The 20,070-nt window shown below is 38.5% G+C and carries 18 protein-coding genes; 12 read left to right on the top strand and 6 right to left on the bottom strand.

Going from position 1 to position 20,070, the window contains the following annotated elements:
• Position 1: 1 nt before the first annotated feature.
• A complete protein-coding gene (locus tag E7Z78_RS03240; protein WP_303723749.1) occupies positions 2-1,054 on the bottom strand; it encodes a DUF1611 domain-containing protein in 1,053 nt (350 codons plus the stop codon).
• Between the two features lie 198 nt (positions 1,055-1,252).
• Between E7Z78_RS03240 and E7Z78_RS03235 the strand changes: the two genes are divergently transcribed.
• Positions 1,253-2,197: a 3H domain-containing protein gene (locus tag E7Z78_RS03235; protein WP_303723748.1), complete on the top strand. Its 945-nt coding sequence runs from the start codon at positions 1,253-1,255 to the stop codon at positions 2,195-2,197.
• On the top strand, positions 2,190-2,771 hold the full coding sequence (locus E7Z78_RS03230; protein WP_303723747.1) for a ZPR1 zinc finger domain-containing protein: 582 nt from the start codon (positions 2,190-2,192) through the stop codon (positions 2,769-2,771). The genes E7Z78_RS03235 and E7Z78_RS03230 overlap by 8 nt, the downstream gene beginning before the upstream one ends.
• Positions 2,772-2,836: 65 nt before the next feature.
• On the opposite strand, the gene E7Z78_RS03225 is transcribed toward E7Z78_RS03230, so the two are convergent.
• Positions 2,837-3,274: a hypothetical protein gene (locus E7Z78_RS03225; RefSeq protein ID WP_303723746.1), complete on the bottom strand. Its 438-nt coding sequence runs from the start codon at positions 3,272-3,274 to the stop codon at positions 2,837-2,839.
• A 266-nt stretch (positions 3,275-3,540) separates the two neighbouring features.
• Positions 3,541-8,388 (bottom strand): hypothetical protein, encoded by a 4,848-nt coding sequence (locus E7Z78_RS03220; protein ID WP_303723745.1) that lies wholly within the window; start codon positions 8,386-8,388, stop codon positions 3,541-3,543.
• Between the two features lie 545 nt (positions 8,389-8,933).
• Here E7Z78_RS03220 and E7Z78_RS03215 point away from each other — a divergent pair.
• Together E7Z78_RS03215 and E7Z78_RS03210 are read left to right on the top strand one after the other, a co-directional pair.
• The gene (locus tag E7Z78_RS03215; RefSeq protein WP_303723744.1) at positions 8,934-10,067 is read left to right on the top strand and encodes an adhesin; all 1,134 of its coding nucleotides are present in this window, start codon (positions 8,934-8,936) and stop codon (positions 10,065-10,067) included.
• A gap of 34 nt (positions 10,068-10,101) precedes the next feature.
• Positions 10,102-10,785: an MIP family channel protein gene (locus E7Z78_RS03210; protein WP_303723743.1), complete on the top strand. Its 684-nt coding sequence runs from the start codon at positions 10,102-10,104 to the stop codon at positions 10,783-10,785.
• A gap of 23 nt (positions 10,786-10,808) precedes the next feature.
• On the opposite strand, the gene E7Z78_RS03205 is transcribed toward E7Z78_RS03210, so the two are convergent.
• A complete protein-coding gene (locus E7Z78_RS03205) occupies positions 10,809-11,501 on the bottom strand; it encodes a nitroreductase family protein (protein WP_303723742.1) in 693 nt (230 codons plus the stop codon).
• A gap of 76 nt (positions 11,502-11,577) precedes the next feature.
• Here E7Z78_RS03205 and pyrH point away from each other — a divergent pair, with 76 nt between their 5' ends.
• From pyrH to E7Z78_RS03180, 5 genes are read left to right on the top strand one after another with little or no spacing between them, the layout of a single operon-like run.
• Positions 11,578-12,255: a UMP kinase gene (pyrH, locus tag E7Z78_RS03200; RefSeq protein WP_303723741.1), complete on the top strand. Its 678-nt coding sequence runs from the start codon at positions 11,578-11,580 to the stop codon at positions 12,253-12,255.
• A 10-nt stretch (positions 12,256-12,265) separates the two neighbouring features.
• Positions 12,266-13,054, top strand: a complete 789-nt coding sequence (locus E7Z78_RS03195; RefSeq protein WP_303723740.1) for a TatD family hydrolase — start codon at positions 12,266-12,268, stop codon at positions 13,052-13,054.
• A 12-nt stretch (positions 13,055-13,066) separates the two neighbouring features.
• Entirely contained in the window at positions 13,067-13,258 is a 192-nt protein-coding gene (locus E7Z78_RS03190) for a DUF2116 family Zn-ribbon domain-containing protein (RefSeq protein WP_303723739.1), read from the top strand.
• A gap of 7 nt (positions 13,259-13,265) precedes the next feature.
• The gene (locus E7Z78_RS03185) at positions 13,266-13,589 is read left to right on the top strand and encodes a YbjQ family protein (RefSeq protein ID WP_303723738.1); all 324 of its coding nucleotides are present in this window, start codon (positions 13,266-13,268) and stop codon (positions 13,587-13,589) included.
• 2 nt (positions 13,590-13,591) lie between these two features.
• Positions 13,592-14,443, top strand: coding sequence for a hypothetical protein (locus tag E7Z78_RS03180; protein WP_303723737.1), 852 nt, complete (start codon positions 13,592-13,594; stop codon positions 14,441-14,443).
• Here E7Z78_RS03180 and E7Z78_RS03175 read toward each other — a convergent pair.
• Positions 14,436-14,795 (bottom strand): lipopolysaccharide assembly protein LapB, encoded by a 360-nt coding sequence (locus tag E7Z78_RS03175; RefSeq protein ID WP_303723736.1) that lies wholly within the window; start codon positions 14,793-14,795, stop codon positions 14,436-14,438. The two genes, E7Z78_RS03180 and E7Z78_RS03175, sit on opposite strands and share 8 nt — an antisense overlap.
• A gap of 9 nt (positions 14,796-14,804) precedes the next feature.
• The gene (locus E7Z78_RS03170) at positions 14,805-15,614 is read right to left on the bottom strand and encodes a sulfite exporter TauE/SafE family protein (protein WP_303723735.1); all 810 of its coding nucleotides are present in this window, start codon (positions 15,612-15,614) and stop codon (positions 14,805-14,807) included.
• Positions 15,615-15,653: 39 nt separating this feature from the next.
• Here E7Z78_RS03170 and E7Z78_RS03165 point away from each other — a divergent pair, with 39 nt between their 5' ends.
• The 3 genes from E7Z78_RS03165 to E7Z78_RS03155 all read left to right on the top strand — a co-directional run bounded on the left by E7Z78_RS03165 (position 15,654) and on the right by E7Z78_RS03155 (position 19,981).
• Positions 15,654-16,736, top strand: coding sequence for a hypothetical protein (locus E7Z78_RS03165; RefSeq protein WP_303723734.1), 1,083 nt, complete (start codon positions 15,654-15,656; stop codon positions 16,734-16,736).
• Positions 16,737-16,743: 7 nt separating this feature from the next.
• Positions 16,744-17,634, top strand: coding sequence for a DMT family transporter (locus E7Z78_RS03160; protein WP_303723733.1), 891 nt, complete (start codon positions 16,744-16,746; stop codon positions 17,632-17,634).
• Between the two features lie 451 nt (positions 17,635-18,085).
• Entirely contained in the window at positions 18,086-19,981 is a 1,896-nt protein-coding gene (locus E7Z78_RS03155; RefSeq protein ID WP_303723732.1) for an MJ1255/VC2487 family glycosyltransferase, read from the top strand.
• Positions 19,982-20,070: the final 89 nt, after the last annotated feature.

Raw genomic sequence — 20,070 nt, 5'->3', positions numbered from 1 at the left:
ATTACTCCTCTAAGTATTCGAAAATAGCATCCAGTAATTTGGAAGCGCCGTTGTTGTAGACGTCTTCAGCAGGCAATCCGAAAGTGGATTCGAAGTATTCCGGACATAAATCCAAATCGGCGTTCTTAAGGTTTACTGAGAGTCCAACTACTTTTGTAGGTTCAACTGCTTCAATAGCTTTGATTTCTTCTTCAATACCTCTAGGTTCCCTGTATGGGTGATTTGGCCTGTGTCCAACGATGACTGCGTCAGGAGCTGCACCGATTAAGATTGCAGCTGACAATCCTCTTGGGTGAGGATTTCCTTTTTCGGTCAGGCTGGATTGACCTTCAATGAAAATGATATCTGGTTTTTTGGTTTCTTCAACATATTTTATAGCGGATAATACTGCAGATGGTACATCCATTGCAGATAGGCTTCCTGCTCTAAAGTTAAAATCAGTAGGTTCTTCCAAACCCATTTCATCAGTGGATATTATTGCCGGATTCAATCCTCTCTCAGCACTTGCCAAACCGAGCATCTTTGTGGTTGTCCTTTTTCCACATTCCTGAGAGGTCCCTCCAACGAAAATCACTGGTGCTTTTGGTTTATAAGATATTTTAGGTAAAACTTCACATGATTTTTCAGGGGCTACACCAGCTATTTTCTCTACAACATCCAGTCTTGGACTGATTTCCTTGATAACGACATTTTTTGCATCAGCAAATTTCTTTAAAGACAAATTCTCTTCAATTGACAGTGATCTGAATGATGTGATTACATTCAATCCCTTGTCGATTGCCTGAACAGCGTATTTCAATGCTGCGCCTTCAGCACCAATCGGCAACATAATAACCAATGATTTTGCTTCTGGTGCGTCTTTAAGACATTCGTCAAGACTTCCAGAGATGACACATCCGCAATATGATGTTCCTTGCTTTTTGACATTATCATCTATGAACCCTATGGCCTCAACTCCTTCGAGATTGGAGAATTTCTCTCCTCCACCTCCGCAACCAACTACAATGAATGGATTTAAATCCTGAATATCTTTAACTGATTTAACTGAATACAAAAAATTCACCCCTTTATTCTAATAATTTATAACTTATAACTAATCATGTACCTATAAAATTTACTTTTTAAAAAATAATTTTTAAAAAAATGTTATATTAATAATTATTGTTTTTCATATTTATAAAGTATAATGTTTTATAAGATTGAAATCACATATATAGAAGATAATTGAAAAAACATTTTTGGAGAGATTGGCATGAGCAAACCTTATGTTATACTTATTGGAAGCGCATCAGGGATTGGAAAATCCACCATTGCCGCTGAACTTGCAAGGACATTGAACATTAAGCATTTGATTGAAAGTGATTTCATAAGAGCAGTGGTGAGAGGAATAATCGGCAAGGAATATGCACCTGCACTTCACAGCTCCTCCTATGATGCATACAAGCACATTAGAAACAAGAACCGTTTCAACAGTTATGATGAACTGGTGGCAGCGGGTTTCGATGAGCATGCATCATATGTCATACCTGGCCTTGAAAAGATAATCCAAAGGGCAATCACAGACTATGACGACATAATCATCGAGGGAGTCCACCTGGTTCCGGGACTGATTAATGTCGAGCAGTTCGAGGATGATGCAAACATCTACTTCTTTGTTTTAAGCTCCGAAGAGGAATCACACAAGGAACGCTTCGTCAAAAGAGCCATTGAAATACATCGTGGAGGAAAGCAGCTTGATTTCTTTAGGGAAAACAGGATCATACATGACCACCTGCTGTCCCAAGCGGAAGCCAACAATGTCCATGTCATAAACTCCGAGACAATTGAAAAGACACTTGAAAAGATACTGTCAATCATAAACCAGTCAACAGCAACCGTGAAGCTGGTGAATGATGTTGATGAGTTGGCGGATGTCATAAATATTATCATTAACAAGAACAATGGAAGCCTTGACAAGATCACATACAACATCAAAGGATTCAAGGAGCCTTTGGTTAGAAACATCAATGTCAACGACAGCGAGGATGCACAAAAGTTCATAGACAACATCTCAAAGGATTCTGACAAGAAAGAATACTTGAGTGAACTGTATAAGCTTTCCGAGTATCGTGAAACCACAATATCCGCTTCCAGCCAAGCAAAACTAGATGAAATTATTGAAGAATTGAAAGAAAAAGGATATGTTTTAAATGAATGATGAAACCATTAACGAAATGATTATCAAATGCCCAGCCTGCGGAATTGAAGGCGTGGCAAAATCAATTATGAAAGAGCTTGAGATACCTCACTTCGGCAAGGTAATGGAGACAACCCTCCAATGCCCATCCTGCGGATTCAGGCACTCCGACGTACTTGCCTTAGAGCACAAGGACCCTGCAAAGCATGTTATTGAAATCAGCAAGAATACCCTGTCCGTGAGGGTTGTAAGGTCACAGTCAGCAACCGTTATGATACCAGAAGCAGGTATAAAAGTGGAGCCTGGTCCAAAATCAGAAGGATACGTCACAAATGTCGAAGGTGTCCTGACACGTTTTGAAAGTGCTGTTATAAGAGCATTGAATCTTTTTGATGATGAATTGTCACAGAAAAACGGTAAAGGCACACTTGAATTCATTCAGGAACTTAAAAAAGGAAACGGCACCGCCACATTGATAATGTTGGATCCATTTGGCCAAAGCAGCATCGTCAGTGATAAGGCAGAAGTCTCTGAAATTCCTGAAGATGAACTTAAAGGTTTAAAAACAGGTTTTAGTATTATTGAAGACGAATAATACTTTAACAATTTTTCTTATTTTGAATTTTAATTATATAAAAAAAGTAAAGAGAATTAGAAGAATTATTCTTCTTCCTCTTCTTCATCGTCAATTGCTGAGAAGCTTGTGAATGAGTCTTCTTCAACAACATCTTTTAATTTTAAGGTTTTTTGTACATCCATAGCTAATGCGTTACAGTCCGCTTTGATAGCTTCTAAATGTAATAAGATTCTTTCTTTTTCTTGGTTGATTCTTTCGATGTTTGTGTATGGGTAAGTGGATTCTTTAAGCATTTCATACTCAATGGTTGTGTATGGGTAATCGTTTAATTGCTTACATACGTTTTTCAAAACATCTCCTAAGAATTTGTTCATTTCAACTTTCACTCTTTCCCTGATCATTTTGTCGTCATCAAGGTTTTCTTTCATTAAACGTACAACTTCAGCTTTAGCGAAAGGTAATTTTTCTTCATCTTCTTCAGTGAACTCTTCATCTTGATTAATAATTTCTTCTTCAGACATAATTACACCTCTTTTGTGTCTTTAAAATATTGAGTCTATCTGTAATTTTTCCAAAAAAATTATAATTACATCAATATCTACTTATTACTTTATTGGAGGTTTTATATAAAGGTTTTGTTTATATTGAAGAAATGGAGCATTATATGGCCAGTTTTTACACTAACTTATAAAATAATTAATCATGAAATTAAGTATTCGAATACTTGCGAAATTTTGAAAAATCGTTTTGAAAAAAATAGGAAAAGTAGCATTTCTGCTACTTTAAACTATCTTCTCTTCAATATTCTTCCATCCAAAAATATCAGGGAAATTACAAGAGCAACGATTAAACTCCAAAATGGATTTGAAGTTGGATGCTTTTGAAGAATACTTACGGTATGTTTATCAATCTTGTCTTTAACAACTGATATGTTATCTGATGGAGTATTTACCGGCTTTTCAGTCACATTGACAACGGCATAGTCTTGGTTATTTTCCAAATTATAATCGAATGTGTCTGATGTTACATTGACGGTATTGTTCAGGATTCCGGCTCCTGTTGCAATGGCCTTGATGTACAGCATTGCTGACTTGCCATAGCCAAGCTCATCGATTGTCCATGTCATTAATTTTTTATCAAACTTGCCCATTGTGGCTTTAAATGATTTTAGTTTAAGCAAATCGTCTAAAACCTCACTGACCTTGATATTGATTGCAGTATCCGGACCATTGTTGACTATTTCAATGGCGTATTCCACCACATCACCGACATGGTAATTGTACTTGGATGCAATTTTGGTTATTGAAAGGTCACTGGCCTTTCTAACGTCAATTGTTTCCTCATCGTAGTTGTCATCAGGATTTGGGTCATGCTCATCGCTTGTGACTGTTGCATAGTTGAGGAAGTTTCCGGTTGCATTCACCTTGCATGTGATTTTAAGCACTCTTTTCTCATTGACATTCAGGTTTCCAACGCTCCAGACTCCATTCTTATAGTTTCCGTTTGATTTGGCAAGAACCAATCCTTCAGGCAAGAAGTCTTTGACAATGACATTTGTTGCCATGTTCGGTCCGTTGTTTGAAACTGTCAATATCCATGTCACAGTCTTTCCGTAGCTTGGAGACGGATTGTCGACACGTTTTTCTATTGAGAGGTCTGCCACTGCCTTGACATTAACCATGGAATCGTCATGATTGTTGGACTCATTCCAATCGTGTTCCTCTGATTTGACGTCAACTTTGTTAATAATCTTGCCCAGTGCATTTGAAAGTGTGGAGACGTTTAGATATTGTGTCTCTCCAACGTTGAGTGAACCTATATCCCATTGGCCATTGGAATATGATCCTTTAGTTGAATTGTAGTCCACAAATACCAATTCGTCCGGCAATATTTCATTCAAACGCACATTGGTTGCATTGTCCGGCCCGTTATTCACGACAGCGATTGACCATATGACCTCACTTCCAAAGAGTGGATTTGGATTGTCGACATTGATTGTGACTGCAACGTCAACTGCTGGTGGAACATCGATTGTCTCGTTATCCTGATTGTTTGCAGGTTCTGGATCATACTCGTCAGCATGAATAACTGCAATGTTAGTGGTTTTACCAGTTTTATTGATTCTTGTGATAATTTCCAATCTTTGCTCCTCTCCTTTTTCAAGACAGCACATTACCCATAGGCCATTATCGTAAAAGCCTTTGGTTGCAGTGTAGTTGACATATATTAAACCTTCCGGCAATGCATCCTCCACACGTATTTCAGTTGCCTTATCCGGACCATTGTTTGAGATGATTAATGTCCATGTGATAAGTTCATTGTATTTCGGTGAAGGATTACTTACCAGTTTTGTGATTTTGACATCTGCAGATTTTTCCACTTCTATTGTCTCATTGTCCTCATTGTTTGTGAGATTATAGTCATGCTCTGTGCAGTTTACGGTTACGTTGTTTTGAATAGTGCCTGTTAGATTCACCATGCATTCAATGTTCAATTCAAACTCTTCCCCAACCTCTAATGATTCAAGTGTCAGCTCACCGGTTAAAGGATTGTACTTGCCTGAACTGTCATCATCGAGCCATACCAATCCATATGGAAGGATATCCCTGATTTTGACATTGTGTGCAGTGTCGGGTCCGTTGTTTGTTACTGTTATTGTCCATGTGACATTCTCGTGATATTCTGGGTTTTCCTCATCAACGCTTTTGGATACGCTCAAGTCGCTTGCCGGATTTACCTTAATCGGCTCGTCATCCTCATTGTTGGTCAAGTCATAGTCATAGCTGTCGCTTGTAACGTTTGCAACGTTTACAAAGTCCCCTGTAACGTTGACTTTTGAAACAAGCTCGATTGTGATTACCTCGCCTACATCAACCTTCTCGATTTTGAACTCATTGTCATCATACGGAAGTGTTGAACTGACATATGTAAAGCCATTCGGCAATGAGTCACATATTATGACGTTTTCAGCTGCGTCAGGTCCGTTGTTTGTTATTGTCAATGTCCATTTGACGGTATCTTGATAGTTCACGTTGCTTGCATTAACTGTCTTTTCAATGGCTAAATCGCTTGCCGGATTAACGTATATTATCTCCTCATCATGGTTGTTTGTCAGGTCATAATCATAATCGGAGCCGTTTACTGAAACGTTGTTCTGTGCAAGGCCTGTTCTTATGACTTGGCATGTGATTGTTAATGTTATTGACTTGCCGCTTTCAAGTGTGCCAATTTCCCATTTGCCTGTTTCAGCATCATAATCCCCGCCACAGTCAATGTATTTTAGGGATTTTGGAAGCAAATCAACGACGTACACATCATGTGCTGTGTCGGGACCGTTGTTTGTTACTGTTATTGTCCAGTTCATATTGTCAAGGTAGTTAGGATTCCTGTTTGATGCTGTCTTGACGACTGCCAGATCCGCTGCAGGATCCACATTGATGACTGCCTCATCAAAGTTGTTTTCCATATTGACATCGGTTTCCTTGGCTGTGACATTTGCCCTGTTTATGATTTCACCGGTCTTGTTAACGACTGTAACCACAGTATAAGTCAATTTTTCACCGACATTCAAATCGCCAATGTCTAGTTCGCCGGTTTGGGGATTGTACTTGTCGCCGAATGTGTGACCTATCACAATCAAGCCTTCAGGAATGAGATTGTATGCTACAACCTCAGTTGCATTGTTTGGACCGAGATTGGTAATGTTTATGGTCCAAACCACAACATCCTCGTACTTGAATGTTGAGTTTGTGGTTGTTATTGTTATCTTGTTGTCAACTCTTGGGGAGACATTGAATGTTGTAACGTTGGTTATTCCCTTATAATATGTGTCCTCGAAGTGTTTTGCTGAGACATAATACTTTCCAGGCTTCAAGTTGTCCAGTTCAACATTGATTTCACCCAGATAGCTTGTGTTTGCTGATGCATTGTAGATGAGTGTTCCGTCCTCGTGTGTGACGCTCAGCAATACCCGCATGTTGTATTCACGGGCATCCTGATAGAGTCTGCCGTCATCTGTCGCTCCTGAAACAGGGATTTCTGAGTCGACTTCGATTTTGTCATGTGATGCTGCATTATAAATGGCATTTGAAACCGCAAGATTGTTGTATTTTGCAATGTTGTTTCCGCCGTAGAGAATTACCTTGATTTTCTCTGTTTCACCGTACACTATATCATTTGAGTGTATTGGAAGCTGATAAACCCATGCCTGGTTTTCAAAGAGGATGTTGTTCATCAATATGAAGTCCTCTCCCTTTTTGTCATAGTATATTGCGCTTCCGTTTCTTGCTGTGTTGTATTCGAACCTGTTTGAGAATACAGTTGTTGATGTACTGTTGACATATATCGCTCCACCTAAACCGTCATTGAACCTGTCCTCATCGGGAACCGCATGGTTTGAGACGAATGATGAATCAGCCACAATAGTGTTTACGCCGTTTACGTATACCGCTCCACCGTCAACCTCAGCGACATTGCCTGTGAATCTGGAGTTGTCCACATTAACGTTTTCAGCCACTATGTTTACCGCACCACCGCAGTTTGTGGCATGATTGTCTGTGAAGTTTGAATCAATCAGATTGACGTTCAATCCTATTGCCTGAACCGCCCCTCCATCGGGAGCCTCGTTTCCCTTAAAGTCACATTCTATTATTCTTAAGGTCATTGTTTCATACAGGTAACCTGTAGAGATTGCACCTCCAAAGTAATCCGCAGTGTTGTTGATGAAAGTGCAGTTTATAATGTCACCGCTTGCGTGAAAGGTCAATGCTCCTCCCTGGCTTGCAGAGTTGTTTATAAACAGACAGTTAGAGTATGTCACTCCATTCCTGACGCAACCCGCTCCCCCATGGGAGTTATTGTCCGGAGCTATCACCCGATTGTTCCTGAATATGCATCTGTCCACAAGCCCATAGTTGTCAGGCACATCCATTCCAATCTGAAGCGCACCCCCAAAGCTTGTAAGCTCTCCTTTAATCCAGTTTGAATCGAATATACAGTTTATTATTTGAGAACCATTTGAATATGCTCCAACAGCACCTGCCGAGGAATAGTTCGAGAAGTCATCCCGGTTATCATGATTGTTTGTGAAATTGCAGCTTATTATCTTCAGGTTTTCACTTTTGTTTACATGATATGCGCTTGCAATTGCACCTCCCCCTCCTACATATGCTTGATTGTTGTCAAACAAACAGTTTTCAATGGTCGCATCTTTAGCCAGGACACGGATAGCTCCACCTGCCACGTCCTTTCCGTTTATGAATTTCAGATTAGTTATTACCACGCCGGCAGCATTCACCCTGAAAATCCCGGATATTCCCTTTCCGTCAAGGGTTGCTCCTGTTTTGGATGTTATTGTCAGCTTCTTGTTCACATTAACAAATGATGTGTTGTCGCTTGCTGCATATTTACCGGACAGCACTATTGTATCTCCATCTTTTGACTTGTCTATGCATGTTTTTATGTCTTTGAATGTATGTCCATCTGGGGTTCTCTCCTGAGCCTGTAAAACATTGTCCTGAGAGCTCACCTCCATCAGTTCGTTGTCTTGAGAATTTATTAGTTTATCATTAATATCAGATTCAACTCCCAGCTCATCAGCATCACCGTCAATGTCGCCTGCATAGGAATCCTCCATGATCACTCCAAATGAAGTGAACATCAGGCAGATGACGCAAATGATTATTAGGAGATTTTTGCTAATATTTAACTTAAAATTATTTTTTATCATTAAATCACCTTTTTGAGGACGATTTTCACTTATTAATTAACTAAAAGCTATTAACTAGCAATTAACCTTTTTATTCCAGTTTTTGATTTGAAAAGAATAATCAGGACCGATAAATTTAATGACAATCACTAAATTTTCAGGATGATTATTAATTAATTGCCTGCCACAGAATATTTTCAGCAAATAAACTGACCAAATTCATTGATTATCCCAATTTGTCGGTTAAATCAGAATTTTCCAAAGCAAAATTCAACTCAAAATAAAAGATAATCTTTCTAAATCCTCAAAATGACTTTATAATTAGTTAATATTTAAAACTATGTACTCAGATATTTCAAAATTAAAAATAAAGCATAATACTTGATTTTCATATCAATATTGAAAGGAGTGTAAAAAAATATTTTATTCATAAAGATAAAAAATAGAATATAACAAAAGTTTAGGTTAGAGATATGAAAAAACAGATTGCAATATTGATCATGGCCCTACTTGTTATTGCCCCTGTCATTCAGGATGTGAGTGCGGCAAAAACCGTTTTCATCACATCAGACAATATTGTAGACCATGATACAGATTTAAAAGTATTAAACTCACTTAAAAGTTATATAGAAGAAATAAGTGGAGGAGAACTCCAGGTAATTGTTGACAACCAGGCTCCTGCCGCAGGAGAGGGATGGAGAGCCATCGAGGTTACAAGTGACGTGAGCATATGTTTGGCCGCATCAGATGCCGGAAACTACCTGCAGCTGGTCACATCCACACTGAACACCAACAAGCAGATAGTATTCGTCAATGTGGGAGATTATGACTTGGATAACCATACCAATTTCCTTAGAAGAGCATGGGACGACAACTACTCCAACGAAAGCCTTGCAGGAATGCATGACCCAGGAACATTCCTGAAAAATGGAGGAGTCTACTATGTCCAGCCTGCAAAGGAATTCCCTGAAAACACTGACGATGGAATCCTTGACAGGTATGACGAGAACATGAACAAGCAGATTGCACAGGAGATTGTGGACATCGTAAATACCCATGGAAACGACACAAAGATTTACAGTGACTCACTGGTCACCCACAACATCGTAAAGCCTGCAGTCATGGCAAACGCAAGCAAGGCCCTAATCAGCAGCGGCGATAAGGAAATGAGCGGAACCTACGGTAACTATACTGCTCCGCAACTATTATACCAAACCAGTTCATACTTGAATGGAAACGGACTGGACATTCCAAAGGCATATGACGGACCTGAAGATCCAATGGGCGTTTCATTCATGGCAAAGGACACATATTCAGTTTACGATTACTTCAAGATGGCCGGTATCGTCAGAGATTATATGGACCAGAATGGCAGAGCCCCTGATTCAATTGAATATGATGGAGCACACATCGGCTATTACGACTTATTATACAACTTTGCAAAGATTACACAAAATCATACAGATGTTAAGCATATGGGCTTTGAAAGTGAATATCACTTCGATAAAGTTAACGATTCAATATTACTACACATATTCCCATTCGTATTAATATTATTCGTTTTATTCCTTGCATATTTACTTTACAAAAGAATAAGAAGGTTTTAAATAAAAGACAATTAATATTATTTGAGGTAAACTTATGAAAAGATATATATCAGAATTAATAGGAACAATGGTTCTTGTGCTGTTCGGTTGTGGAAGTGCAGCCGTAGCAGGTTCCGTTTTAGGAAATTTCGGAATTGCAATGGCATTCGGATTATCCATAATTGCAATGGCTTACGTCATTGGTGACATCTCAGGATGTCACGTAAACCCTGCAGTCTCAATCGGTATGTGGATTGACGGCAGGCTGGAAGCAAAAGACTTAGTATCATACATAGTATTCCAATGTATCGGTGCAATAATTGGTATTGCCCTTTTAGCAGCAATCATTAACTGCGCTCCAAGCCTTGGAGGATACACTGCAACCGGACTCGGTCAAAACGGTTTCGGATCAGCATCCAGCGTTGGTCTAAATGTAGTGGGAGCAATACTTGTAGAAATTATCCTAACCTTTGTATTTGTATTCACCGTGCTTGGTGTTACTAAAAAAGCGGAAAATGGAGCGGTTGCCGGTATTGTAATCGGTTTAACCCTTGCATTCGTGCACATCTTAGGAATTCCATTAACCGGAACATCCGTCAACCCAGCACGTAGTTTAGCACCTGCACTATTCCTTGGCGGTCAAGCTTTACAGCAAGTTTGGGTATTCATTTTAGCACCAATTGTCGGTGCAGTGATTGCAGGAATATTATTCAAAGGTTTAACAGCAGAGGACGCGTAAAATCCTCTAACCTTTTCTTTTTTTTAAATTTTAATGCTGCCAGTGTAAGTGTAGCCCTTAACGTTTTCAAAATCAGTTTTTTTATAAAATTCAAATGTGTTTTCATTGGCCACGTACATGTGCGCTAAGGCAATTCCAACATCAATTGGGTTCCAGTTCTTAAGAACCTGGTGCTTGAGGATATTCTGTTTTTTCTGATAGACATCAAAGCCACCATCCACATGCTTGAAGTACCATGGCTGTGAGTTGATTGCAGATGGTGCAAGACGGGCAGGAATCAGCCTTTCATCTTCCATGTCAGATATCTTCATTAATGATTTTCTCTTAAATCGACTTAAGTCCCTTGTAATATCATCAGACCTTCCAAAGGATATTGTTATTATGAAATTATCAGACTTGACCTTAGGTGAAGCCATGCCGACCCAACAGCTGCCTATACCAATACTTTGAAGGTAAAGTGAAAGTTGCTGAAATACAAAACCAATGTTTTCCATGTAATTTCCTTTCTTTTCACTGTACAATGCCAGATAGTATGGTGCAGACCATCTGGTGCGTATATTGACTTCATCCGCATTCAGTATGTCATAGCGATAATCGATTGAATCATCCAATGGCTTAACTTTTGCCATGAAATCATGAATGATGTTCATGTCAATTACATCATCTGAATAATTCCTGCAGGATTTTCTAAGATAAATTTGTTCTTCTAAACTCATTGAAGTTAATTATTATTCTTTTCCTTATTAAAACTTATATAATATCTAAAAGATACATTACATATAAGGTGAATATATGAAAATTGTTGTTGCAATTGGAGGATCAATTTTACTCAAGGAATATGATTGTAAAAAATTCCAGGAATACAGTGCAATCCTTAAGGATTTGGCCACTGAACATGAACTGTTCGTTGTTGTGGGTGGAGGAAAACCTGCAAGGGAATACATCAGCGTAGTGCGTGACTTAGGCGCTGGTGAAGCTCAATGTGATGACATAGGTATTGAAGTTACAAGAATCAATGCTAAACTGATGTTATCAGCACTTGGTGATGCAGCATATCAAAGAGTTCCTCATAACTTCCAGGAAGCTTTGGAATTCTCAGCTACCGGAAAAATCATTGTTATGGGAGGAACTGAACCTGCACACAGTACAGATGCAGTGTCTGCAATACTTGCAGAGTACATTCAAGCTGACAAGCTCATCAACCTTACATCAGTTGACGGAATGTATACCAAAGACCCTAACAAGTTTGATGATGCTGAACTTGTCCCTGAAATCACCGCAACAGACTTGTTGGAATTCTTAAGCGGAAAGGACGTTAAAGCAGGAACATATGAGTTCTTCGACACCACCGCTGTTCAGATGATTAAAAGATCCGATTTGGAAACAGTCATTACCAACGGATTTGAACCTGAAAACCTAATCAAGGCGGTCAACGGGGAAAACATCGGAACCAGAATCATTAACGAATAGGTGATTGTCAGTGGATAATTTAATCGATATTGGTTTGAACTTGATGCACAAGTCATTCAGAAAGGATCGTGTTGAGATAATCGAGGAAGCAAACAAGGCTGGCGTGAATCAGTTCATCATCACAGGAACCAATATCCATTCAAGTCAAATGGCTGCAGAATACGCTTCAAATTATCCTGGAGTTCTGTTTTCAACATCTGGAGTTCATCCTCATGATGCAAAGACATGCAATGGACACAGCATGTTTGAACTTGAAAAGATAGCTAAAAATGAAAGCGTTGTTGCCATTGGAGAATGCGGTCTTGACTACAACAGGAACTTCTCACCTCAGGACCTTCAGAGAAAATGGTTTGAGGCTCAAGTGGAACTTGCCGAAAGGCTCGACATGCCATTGTTCCTGCATGAAAGGGAAGCACATAAAGACCTGTATTCCATATTGGAAAGACATGATAACATCATTGAAAAATCAGTCGTTCACTGCTTTACAGGAACAAAGGCTGAAGCTCAAAATTATATTGATTTAGGCTGTTACATTGGAGTTACCGGATGGATTTGTGATATGAAAAGGGGAAGAGACCTGCAGGAAGCAGTTAGTGTCATTCCACCTGAAAAACTAATGATTGAAACGGATGCTCCATTTCTGATACCTAAAAATTTTGACAAGAAACCTAAAAAGAACAGAAACGAACCTAAATATTTACCTCACATCCTCGAAACAATTGCATTATGCATGGGAATTGATGCTGAAGAGTTAGCAATTCAAGTTACTAAGAATACTAAAGAATTTTTTAAAATATAAGGAGATGATAAGATGGCAGTAGAACCACATAAACATTGCCCGATTTGCGGAACACCAATACCATTGAACGAACTTGTATGCTCACCGGATTGTCAAAAGGTCTGGGACGCTAGATTAAACCAAAGAAAAAGATCTCAAATTATCTTATATGTAGTTATTGCAATATTTTTAATTATCTGGGCAGTAATGACATTCTTGAAATAGTGATATAATGATTTTAACCTCATCCAACACTCTTGAGAATAAGGAAATTATAGAATACAAGGGATTAGTTACAGGAGAATCCCTAATCGGTGCCAATATCTATAAGGACTTGTTTTCAGGAGTTCGTGATGTTGTGGGTGGCAGAACATCAAGATATGAAGAGGAAATACAAAAGGCCCGTGACATTGCACTTGACAGTATGATTGAAAAGGCTGAAAGCCTTGGTGCAAACGCCATTATCGGGCTTAAAATCGGATATGACAATCTTGGAGGTACCATGGGAAACACCATACTCGTTACCGCCTATGGTACTGCTATAAAATTCGAATAACCATGAAATTAAAATATAAGGAATACGATATCGAATTCCGTCGAAAGGCCATTCTTTGCATTGCATTAGGTACTGCTGTGGGACTTATTGTATACGGAATTTTCTTATTTTTCCACATTGACATTTACGGATGGAATCTCGGCCTTATATTCGCACCATTGGCTGCAGGATATGCTGAAACCATTATTGCAAACAGAATGCTTAATGAAAACCTGGGGGCAATAAGTGCATTTATCCTTTTCATTGATACAACAATCTACAGTTTTATTTTAAAAAATCCTACATTGGGATTCAATTTAATCACAGCAGGATCAATAATTGTCATACTACAGGCTGCCTTTCCGACATTGGTCAACTATATCCTTCTGGTTGTTCTTGGAGGAATCATATCAGGATTTTTAAAACATTTAAGATATCTTGCAAGGCGCATTAAAAAGGCAATTGACAACAGGCCAATATTTTTCTGGGACAGTTCAAACCGGGAAATCAAAACCATTGTTGTGCCTTATTTTGATGAGAAGGAAAGCAATGAGAAATTGAACAGCCTTGATTTCTTTTTCATTACAAGCACAGACATGAAAAACAGACCTCATGAGATAGTTGGCATTTATCAAAGTGAGGTTATCCTTGAAAAGGACACCAGCCTGGTGCAGCTGGACCCTAAGCTTATAGAAAAAAAGAAGCTTAAAAACATTAAAGAAGGAAAAGATAAATGTCTAATTAAACTGGCCAGACAGATTAAGGATGACGGAGGAAATGGAGTTATAGACTTATCCATCAATTACTCCCTAATCGGACTGGGCGGAGACAATATACAGATTACTGCAATGGGAATGGGAATTAATCTCATTTAATCTGATTAAGTCTTTTCTTGAACTCTTCATTCTTTTTGCAGTTGCTTATAGCTTTTTTTAAAAGGTCTTTTTCGGCTTCAACATCACCCTGCTTTTGATATATGTCCATTAATGCTTCATATGCCTTTGAGGAGTCTGGCAATGTGAAGATTACTTCATTATATAATTTTATGGCTTCATCATATTTGTTGTCCTTTACAAGAAGCTGAGCTTCCTGCATTATATAAGTGATGTTGTCAAACTTGCCGTCCCTTTTTGGCTTTATTTTTCCTTCAACATTTCTCAATTTGTCAAAGATGCTGTCCGCTTCGCCAGCATCGAAGTTTTCACCGACTTTTCTCTCTTCACTCATGTTATCACCTTAAGGTAGTATACCCAACATTTTCAAACCCATATACAATACCAAAATGGAAAAGATTATCTTCAACTTTTTTTGAGGCACCCTATGCGCCATTTTTGCACCGACTGATGCCAACGGCACTGAAAAACAGGTGATCAATGCAAAATTAATCAGACTGACATAACCTATTGAATATGGGAATGTGCTTACGCTCCAACCTGAAACCACATAGGACAGGAATCCTCCAATTGCTGTGAGGCTGATGAAAATGGATGATGTGCCTATTGCCTCAATCATGGAAAATCCAAGAAGGGCTGTGAGAATAGCTATCATGAACACTCCTCCACCAATGCCCAGAAGACCTGATAAGAAACCGACAATCAATCCGATTATGCATGTTGAAGCAATATTTAATGGAATTCTAGCCTCTTCCCTTTCCTTGTTGATATTTGCTATATTGTTGAATGCAACGAAAAGCAACAGGCATCCGAACACTATCTCAAGCACTCTTGACGGCAATCCGGAAGCCACAAATCCTCCTACAACACCTCCGATGATTCCAAAAATCCCCAATCGGATTCCAGGAGTTATGATTCCATCCATTTGACGAGTGTGCCTATATGCCCCGCTGAGGGATGTTGGAATGATAATGGCCAGGCTTGTTCCTAAGGATAACAACATTGCAAGGTTGGATTCCACACCAATGTACTGGAGCAGGAAGTACTGAAGGGGAACTATCAGGAATCCTCCACCGATTCCCAAAAGCCCTGATGCAAATCCTGCGACAATTCCTATCAGGATTAGTCCTATGAAAAATTCTATTGGAAACATAAATATCTATTTAAAGTATTAATGATTATATTATTGTTAATGAAGATTAATAAAACTATACTAATTGGATTGGCATTCATCATTTTTGCAGGTTTAATATTCATAACCGATGCATTTAATCCGATTATCAGACCAATTACCTATCTATTTCTAATGGGATCATCAAAAGGCAAGGACATAATATTCTTTGGTCTTTTAGGCTTGTTTTTAATATTGCCCCAACTCATCAATAGGGAAATCGACACTTCAAAATATCTTAAGATTTCCATTGTGATAGGTGCTGTTTTATTGATTTTGGGAATCATTCTGGAAGTGGTGTTCAGGCTGCAGATGGGCATTGGACTCAACACTGTTTTCTGCTCCATGACTAACGGCATGAGTTCCACAAGCATCCTGCACACTCACCTGTTAAAGTCCATTTTGGGAGAGGTTCTAAGTAAAATAATGGGACCGTTCATTCAAAGCAACATCAACACAGGAGTCGGCCTATATGCATACCTTCCAAGTTTTGCATTTTTAGTGATTTTACTGATTCCCGTATTGTTTGCAACAATTGTGCTTTCCACACAGAAACGCCCATGGCTTACCAATTTCCTGATAGCATTCTTTTCAAGCTGCCTTTTAATCGGCATCATTGACGGAGGAATGTTTGCTACACCCTCCTATGTAGGAATATTCGGCCTTTACCTGGTGTACAGAAATGGATATTACCTAAATTATATCGTAGGGTGCGTCCTTAGAGACGAGGAATTGCTTGAAAAAAACGAATTGATACAGCCAGTTTACAGAAATCGTGGATTCGGCCAATACAGATTCCTATTCAATAGGCTCCTTGTCTACATTGCAGTGATTTTGGTGATATTTTTAAGATTCACAATAGCCTTTGCAGGTGCTGAACCTGACTATTATACTGTTGATGTGGCAAATCCTAGTGAAAATCTTGATTTGGGCAACGTAAGTAGTGAAATCATAAGCCATGAGAACAACAGTGCCCTGAACAAGACTACATTTCATATTGACCCTAGCTATAACGAGATGAAATTGATCAATGACCTGAAATTCCCATTGAAGAATTCGTGCGAGTACTATACAGTTTCCTGGAACATTTACTCTTATATATAGTGATATCATGAAAAAGCTCTATTTGATTTTACCCATACTAGCCGGTTTTATGTTTGGATCCAGTGGCGTTTTTGTGCGTACACTGACACAGAACGGAATAGATTCAACAACATTGCTGTTTTTAAGGTTTTCAATAGCAATCCTCCCATTGATGATAGCCATTCTTTTGACAGACAAGAAACTGCTTAAAATAAATTTAAAGGACATTCCACTGTTTTTAGTGTGTGCAATGTGCATCGTTGGGTTGAACCTGTGCTACAATGAGTCAATGAACACCGTTCCACTGTCACTTGCAGCGGTGTTACTGTCAATAGCTCCGATTTATGTGCTGATTTTTGCATACATCCTCTTTGGAGAAAAAATCACATCCAAAAAGGTGATCTGCATGCTTCTTGCCATTTTCGGATGTGTGCTGATGACTGGAATGTTAGAGGGAGACATGTCAAACGTTCCCCTATTTGGAATTCTTTCAGGAATAGGTGCGGGACTGTTTTGGGCAATATACCTTATGGCCTCAAAAAAATCAATTGAAAACGGAAGCCATACATATACAATACTGATTTACTCAATAATCTTCATTTCACTGGCATTGCTGCCTTTTACAAACTTCAGTCAAATCAACAGTTTCGTAAACATCAATCCGTTGCTTACAATAGTCTTTTTAATAGTGCATTCCACATTTTCATTTGCATTGCCATATGTCTTCTCCACATTGAGCCTGAATTACATGGACTCTGGAGTCTCATCAATCTTCCTTTCAGGGGCCGAGCCATTTGCCGCATTGATTTTCGGATTCCTGATTTATACAGAGATTCCAACCCCATTAATGTTTTGCGGATTCATACTGACAATCATTGCAATGATGATGCTGAGCAGACAGGACCATGTTAAAAATTAATTACATAACAGAGAGATATATTTCAACTGTAAACACTTTATTTTAAAAAATAAGTTAAAATAAGTGATTTTTAGGAAAATGAAGCATTTTAAATCTTAATATATAAAACAATCATTACCACTCATGATAAATGGGAAATGTGTGAAAAATCAGGAGTTACTCGGAAAAAATTTTCATACTGTAACTGAACCAAAACATTTAAAATCAATAATAATCGATTTAGCAAAACATTAAAATTAAAATGAACGATTTAGAAATTAATCATAATGAATAAACAATGTTTAATTGAAACATTAACATAACTCGATTTTTCAGGAATTATTATTTTTAATCATTTTCATACATGTATTGGAAGAAAAACCTGTTCAAGAAATTAATTATAAAGGTTTGAAATTAGAAATAACCCTCAAATTTACAAAAATATATTAATTTTAAAAATATATCTTAACATATGATTTTCAGCATTATCATACCTACCTACAATGAGGAAGAGTACCTTCCAGTACTGCTTGACAGCATCAAAATGCAAAGTTTCGATGATTATGAAGTGATTGTGGCTGATGCCAACTCAACCGATAAAACCAGAGAGATTGCTGAATCATACGGTTGTGTAGTGGTTGATGGAGGTCTTCCGGCAGTGGGCAGGAACAAGGGTGCTGAAGTTGCAAAAGGGGAATACCTACTATTTTTGGATTCAGATTTGGAGTTGACTGAGGACTATTTGAGAAATGTGCTGTATGAATTCAGGATGGAGCATCTTGGAATAGCAATCACAAAGATGAAACCATTATCCGACAAGGTCGAGGACAAGATATTCCATGATTTTGCAAATTACTTCATGATCGGCGTTGAAAAAATCAAGCCGCATGGTGCGGGGTGTTACGGAATAATCGTGAAAAAGTCCCTGCATGATGAAGTTGGCGGATTTGACGAGTCATTGACATTCGGTGAAGACACAGATTATATTGAAAGAATTGCTGAAAAGGAACGTTTCAGAGTGCTTAGAAATGCTGAAATTGGTGTTTCCACAAGAAGGCTTGAAGAAGAGGGAATCGTGACTTTAATCCAACAGTATGGTAAAAGTACCGTCAATGACTTTTTAGGAAAAAGAACCGATGCTGAAGAGCTGGACTATAACTTTGACCATGGCCGTGAAAGATTAACCACCACACAAATGGAGGGCATCTCCAAAAGGACAGAACAGTTAAATAAGATGAAAAAGAACTATGACAAGTCTGTCGAAAGGGTGAAAAGCATTCAGGACAACCTTAAAAAGTCACATGTAAGAGACAGGAAAGTTGTGTTTTATTGTGTCTGCGGTGAGGGAATGGGCCATTCAATCCGTACAGGAGTTATTGTCGAAAGACTCATTGAAAAATATGACGTTTACATTTTCACTTATGGAAATGCATACGATTACCTTAATTCCAAATTCGACAACGTCCATGAGATAGGCGGTTTCAACACAGTCTACATCAACAACAAGGTCGATAATTTCAAGACCCTTGTAAGTGCCCTCAAGAGAAATCCTCATAACCTGAAATCTAACTATGAGGAACTGTATAAGAAGGCAAAGGAACTGTCCCCGGATGTTATTGTAACCGATTTTGAGATATACTCAACATACGTGTCCAAGCTTCTCAACATTCCATTGATAAGCCTTGACAACATGCACATAATCACACAGGCCAATATCTCATATCCTCAAAACCAGAGGCTCGAGATGCTTAAGGCAAAGGCTGTGATAAAGACCTATGTCGTCAAGCCGAAGATACACATCATAACAAGCTTCTTCTATCCGAAGGTCAGGGGAAACCATCATGCAGTGATTTACCCTCCAATCATCAGGGATGCCATTTTGAAGTTGAAGCCGACAGTTGAAGATCACATTATTGTATATCAAACAAGTAAGGAAAGCGGAAAACTTGTTAAACGCCTTAAGGCATTGAAGGATGAGAACTTTATCGTTTACGGATTCAACAAGGAAGAGGTTGACGGCAACCTGACATATAAGATGTTCAATGAGGATGTCTTCTATGATGATTTGGCCAGTGCGAAGGCCGTTGTGTGCAATGGAGGATTCACATTCATTTCAGAGGCAATCACACTTAAAAAACCTATATATTCAGTTCCGGCCAAAGGTAATTTTGAACAGATTCTTAACGGTTATTATGTCCAAAGGCTCGGCTATGGGGAATACCATGAGGTAATGAGTGCAAAAAGACTTGAAAAATTCTTGAAAAAACTTCCTAAATACCAGGAGAAACTGTCAAAAGTTAAAAATTACAATAACGATGGAATCATTAAGGAACTGATTTATAGAATTGAGCAATACTCAAAAAAATAGATTAAATCGTTGCATAAACACTGCACCATCAAATTACAATGTTTTAATTTTTAAAAGAATATTATAAAAAAAGAAAAGGTTAAATGGGT

Source organism: Methanobrevibacter thaueri, assembly GCF_015062915.1.
In the GTDB taxonomy this organism is placed as follows: Archaea; Methanobacteriota; Methanobacteria; order Methanobacteriales; family Methanobacteriaceae; genus Methanocatella; species Methanocatella thaueri_B.
The sequence above is the reverse complement of the archived record's forward strand: the minus strand, read 5'-3'. Positions and strand labels throughout refer to the sequence as shown.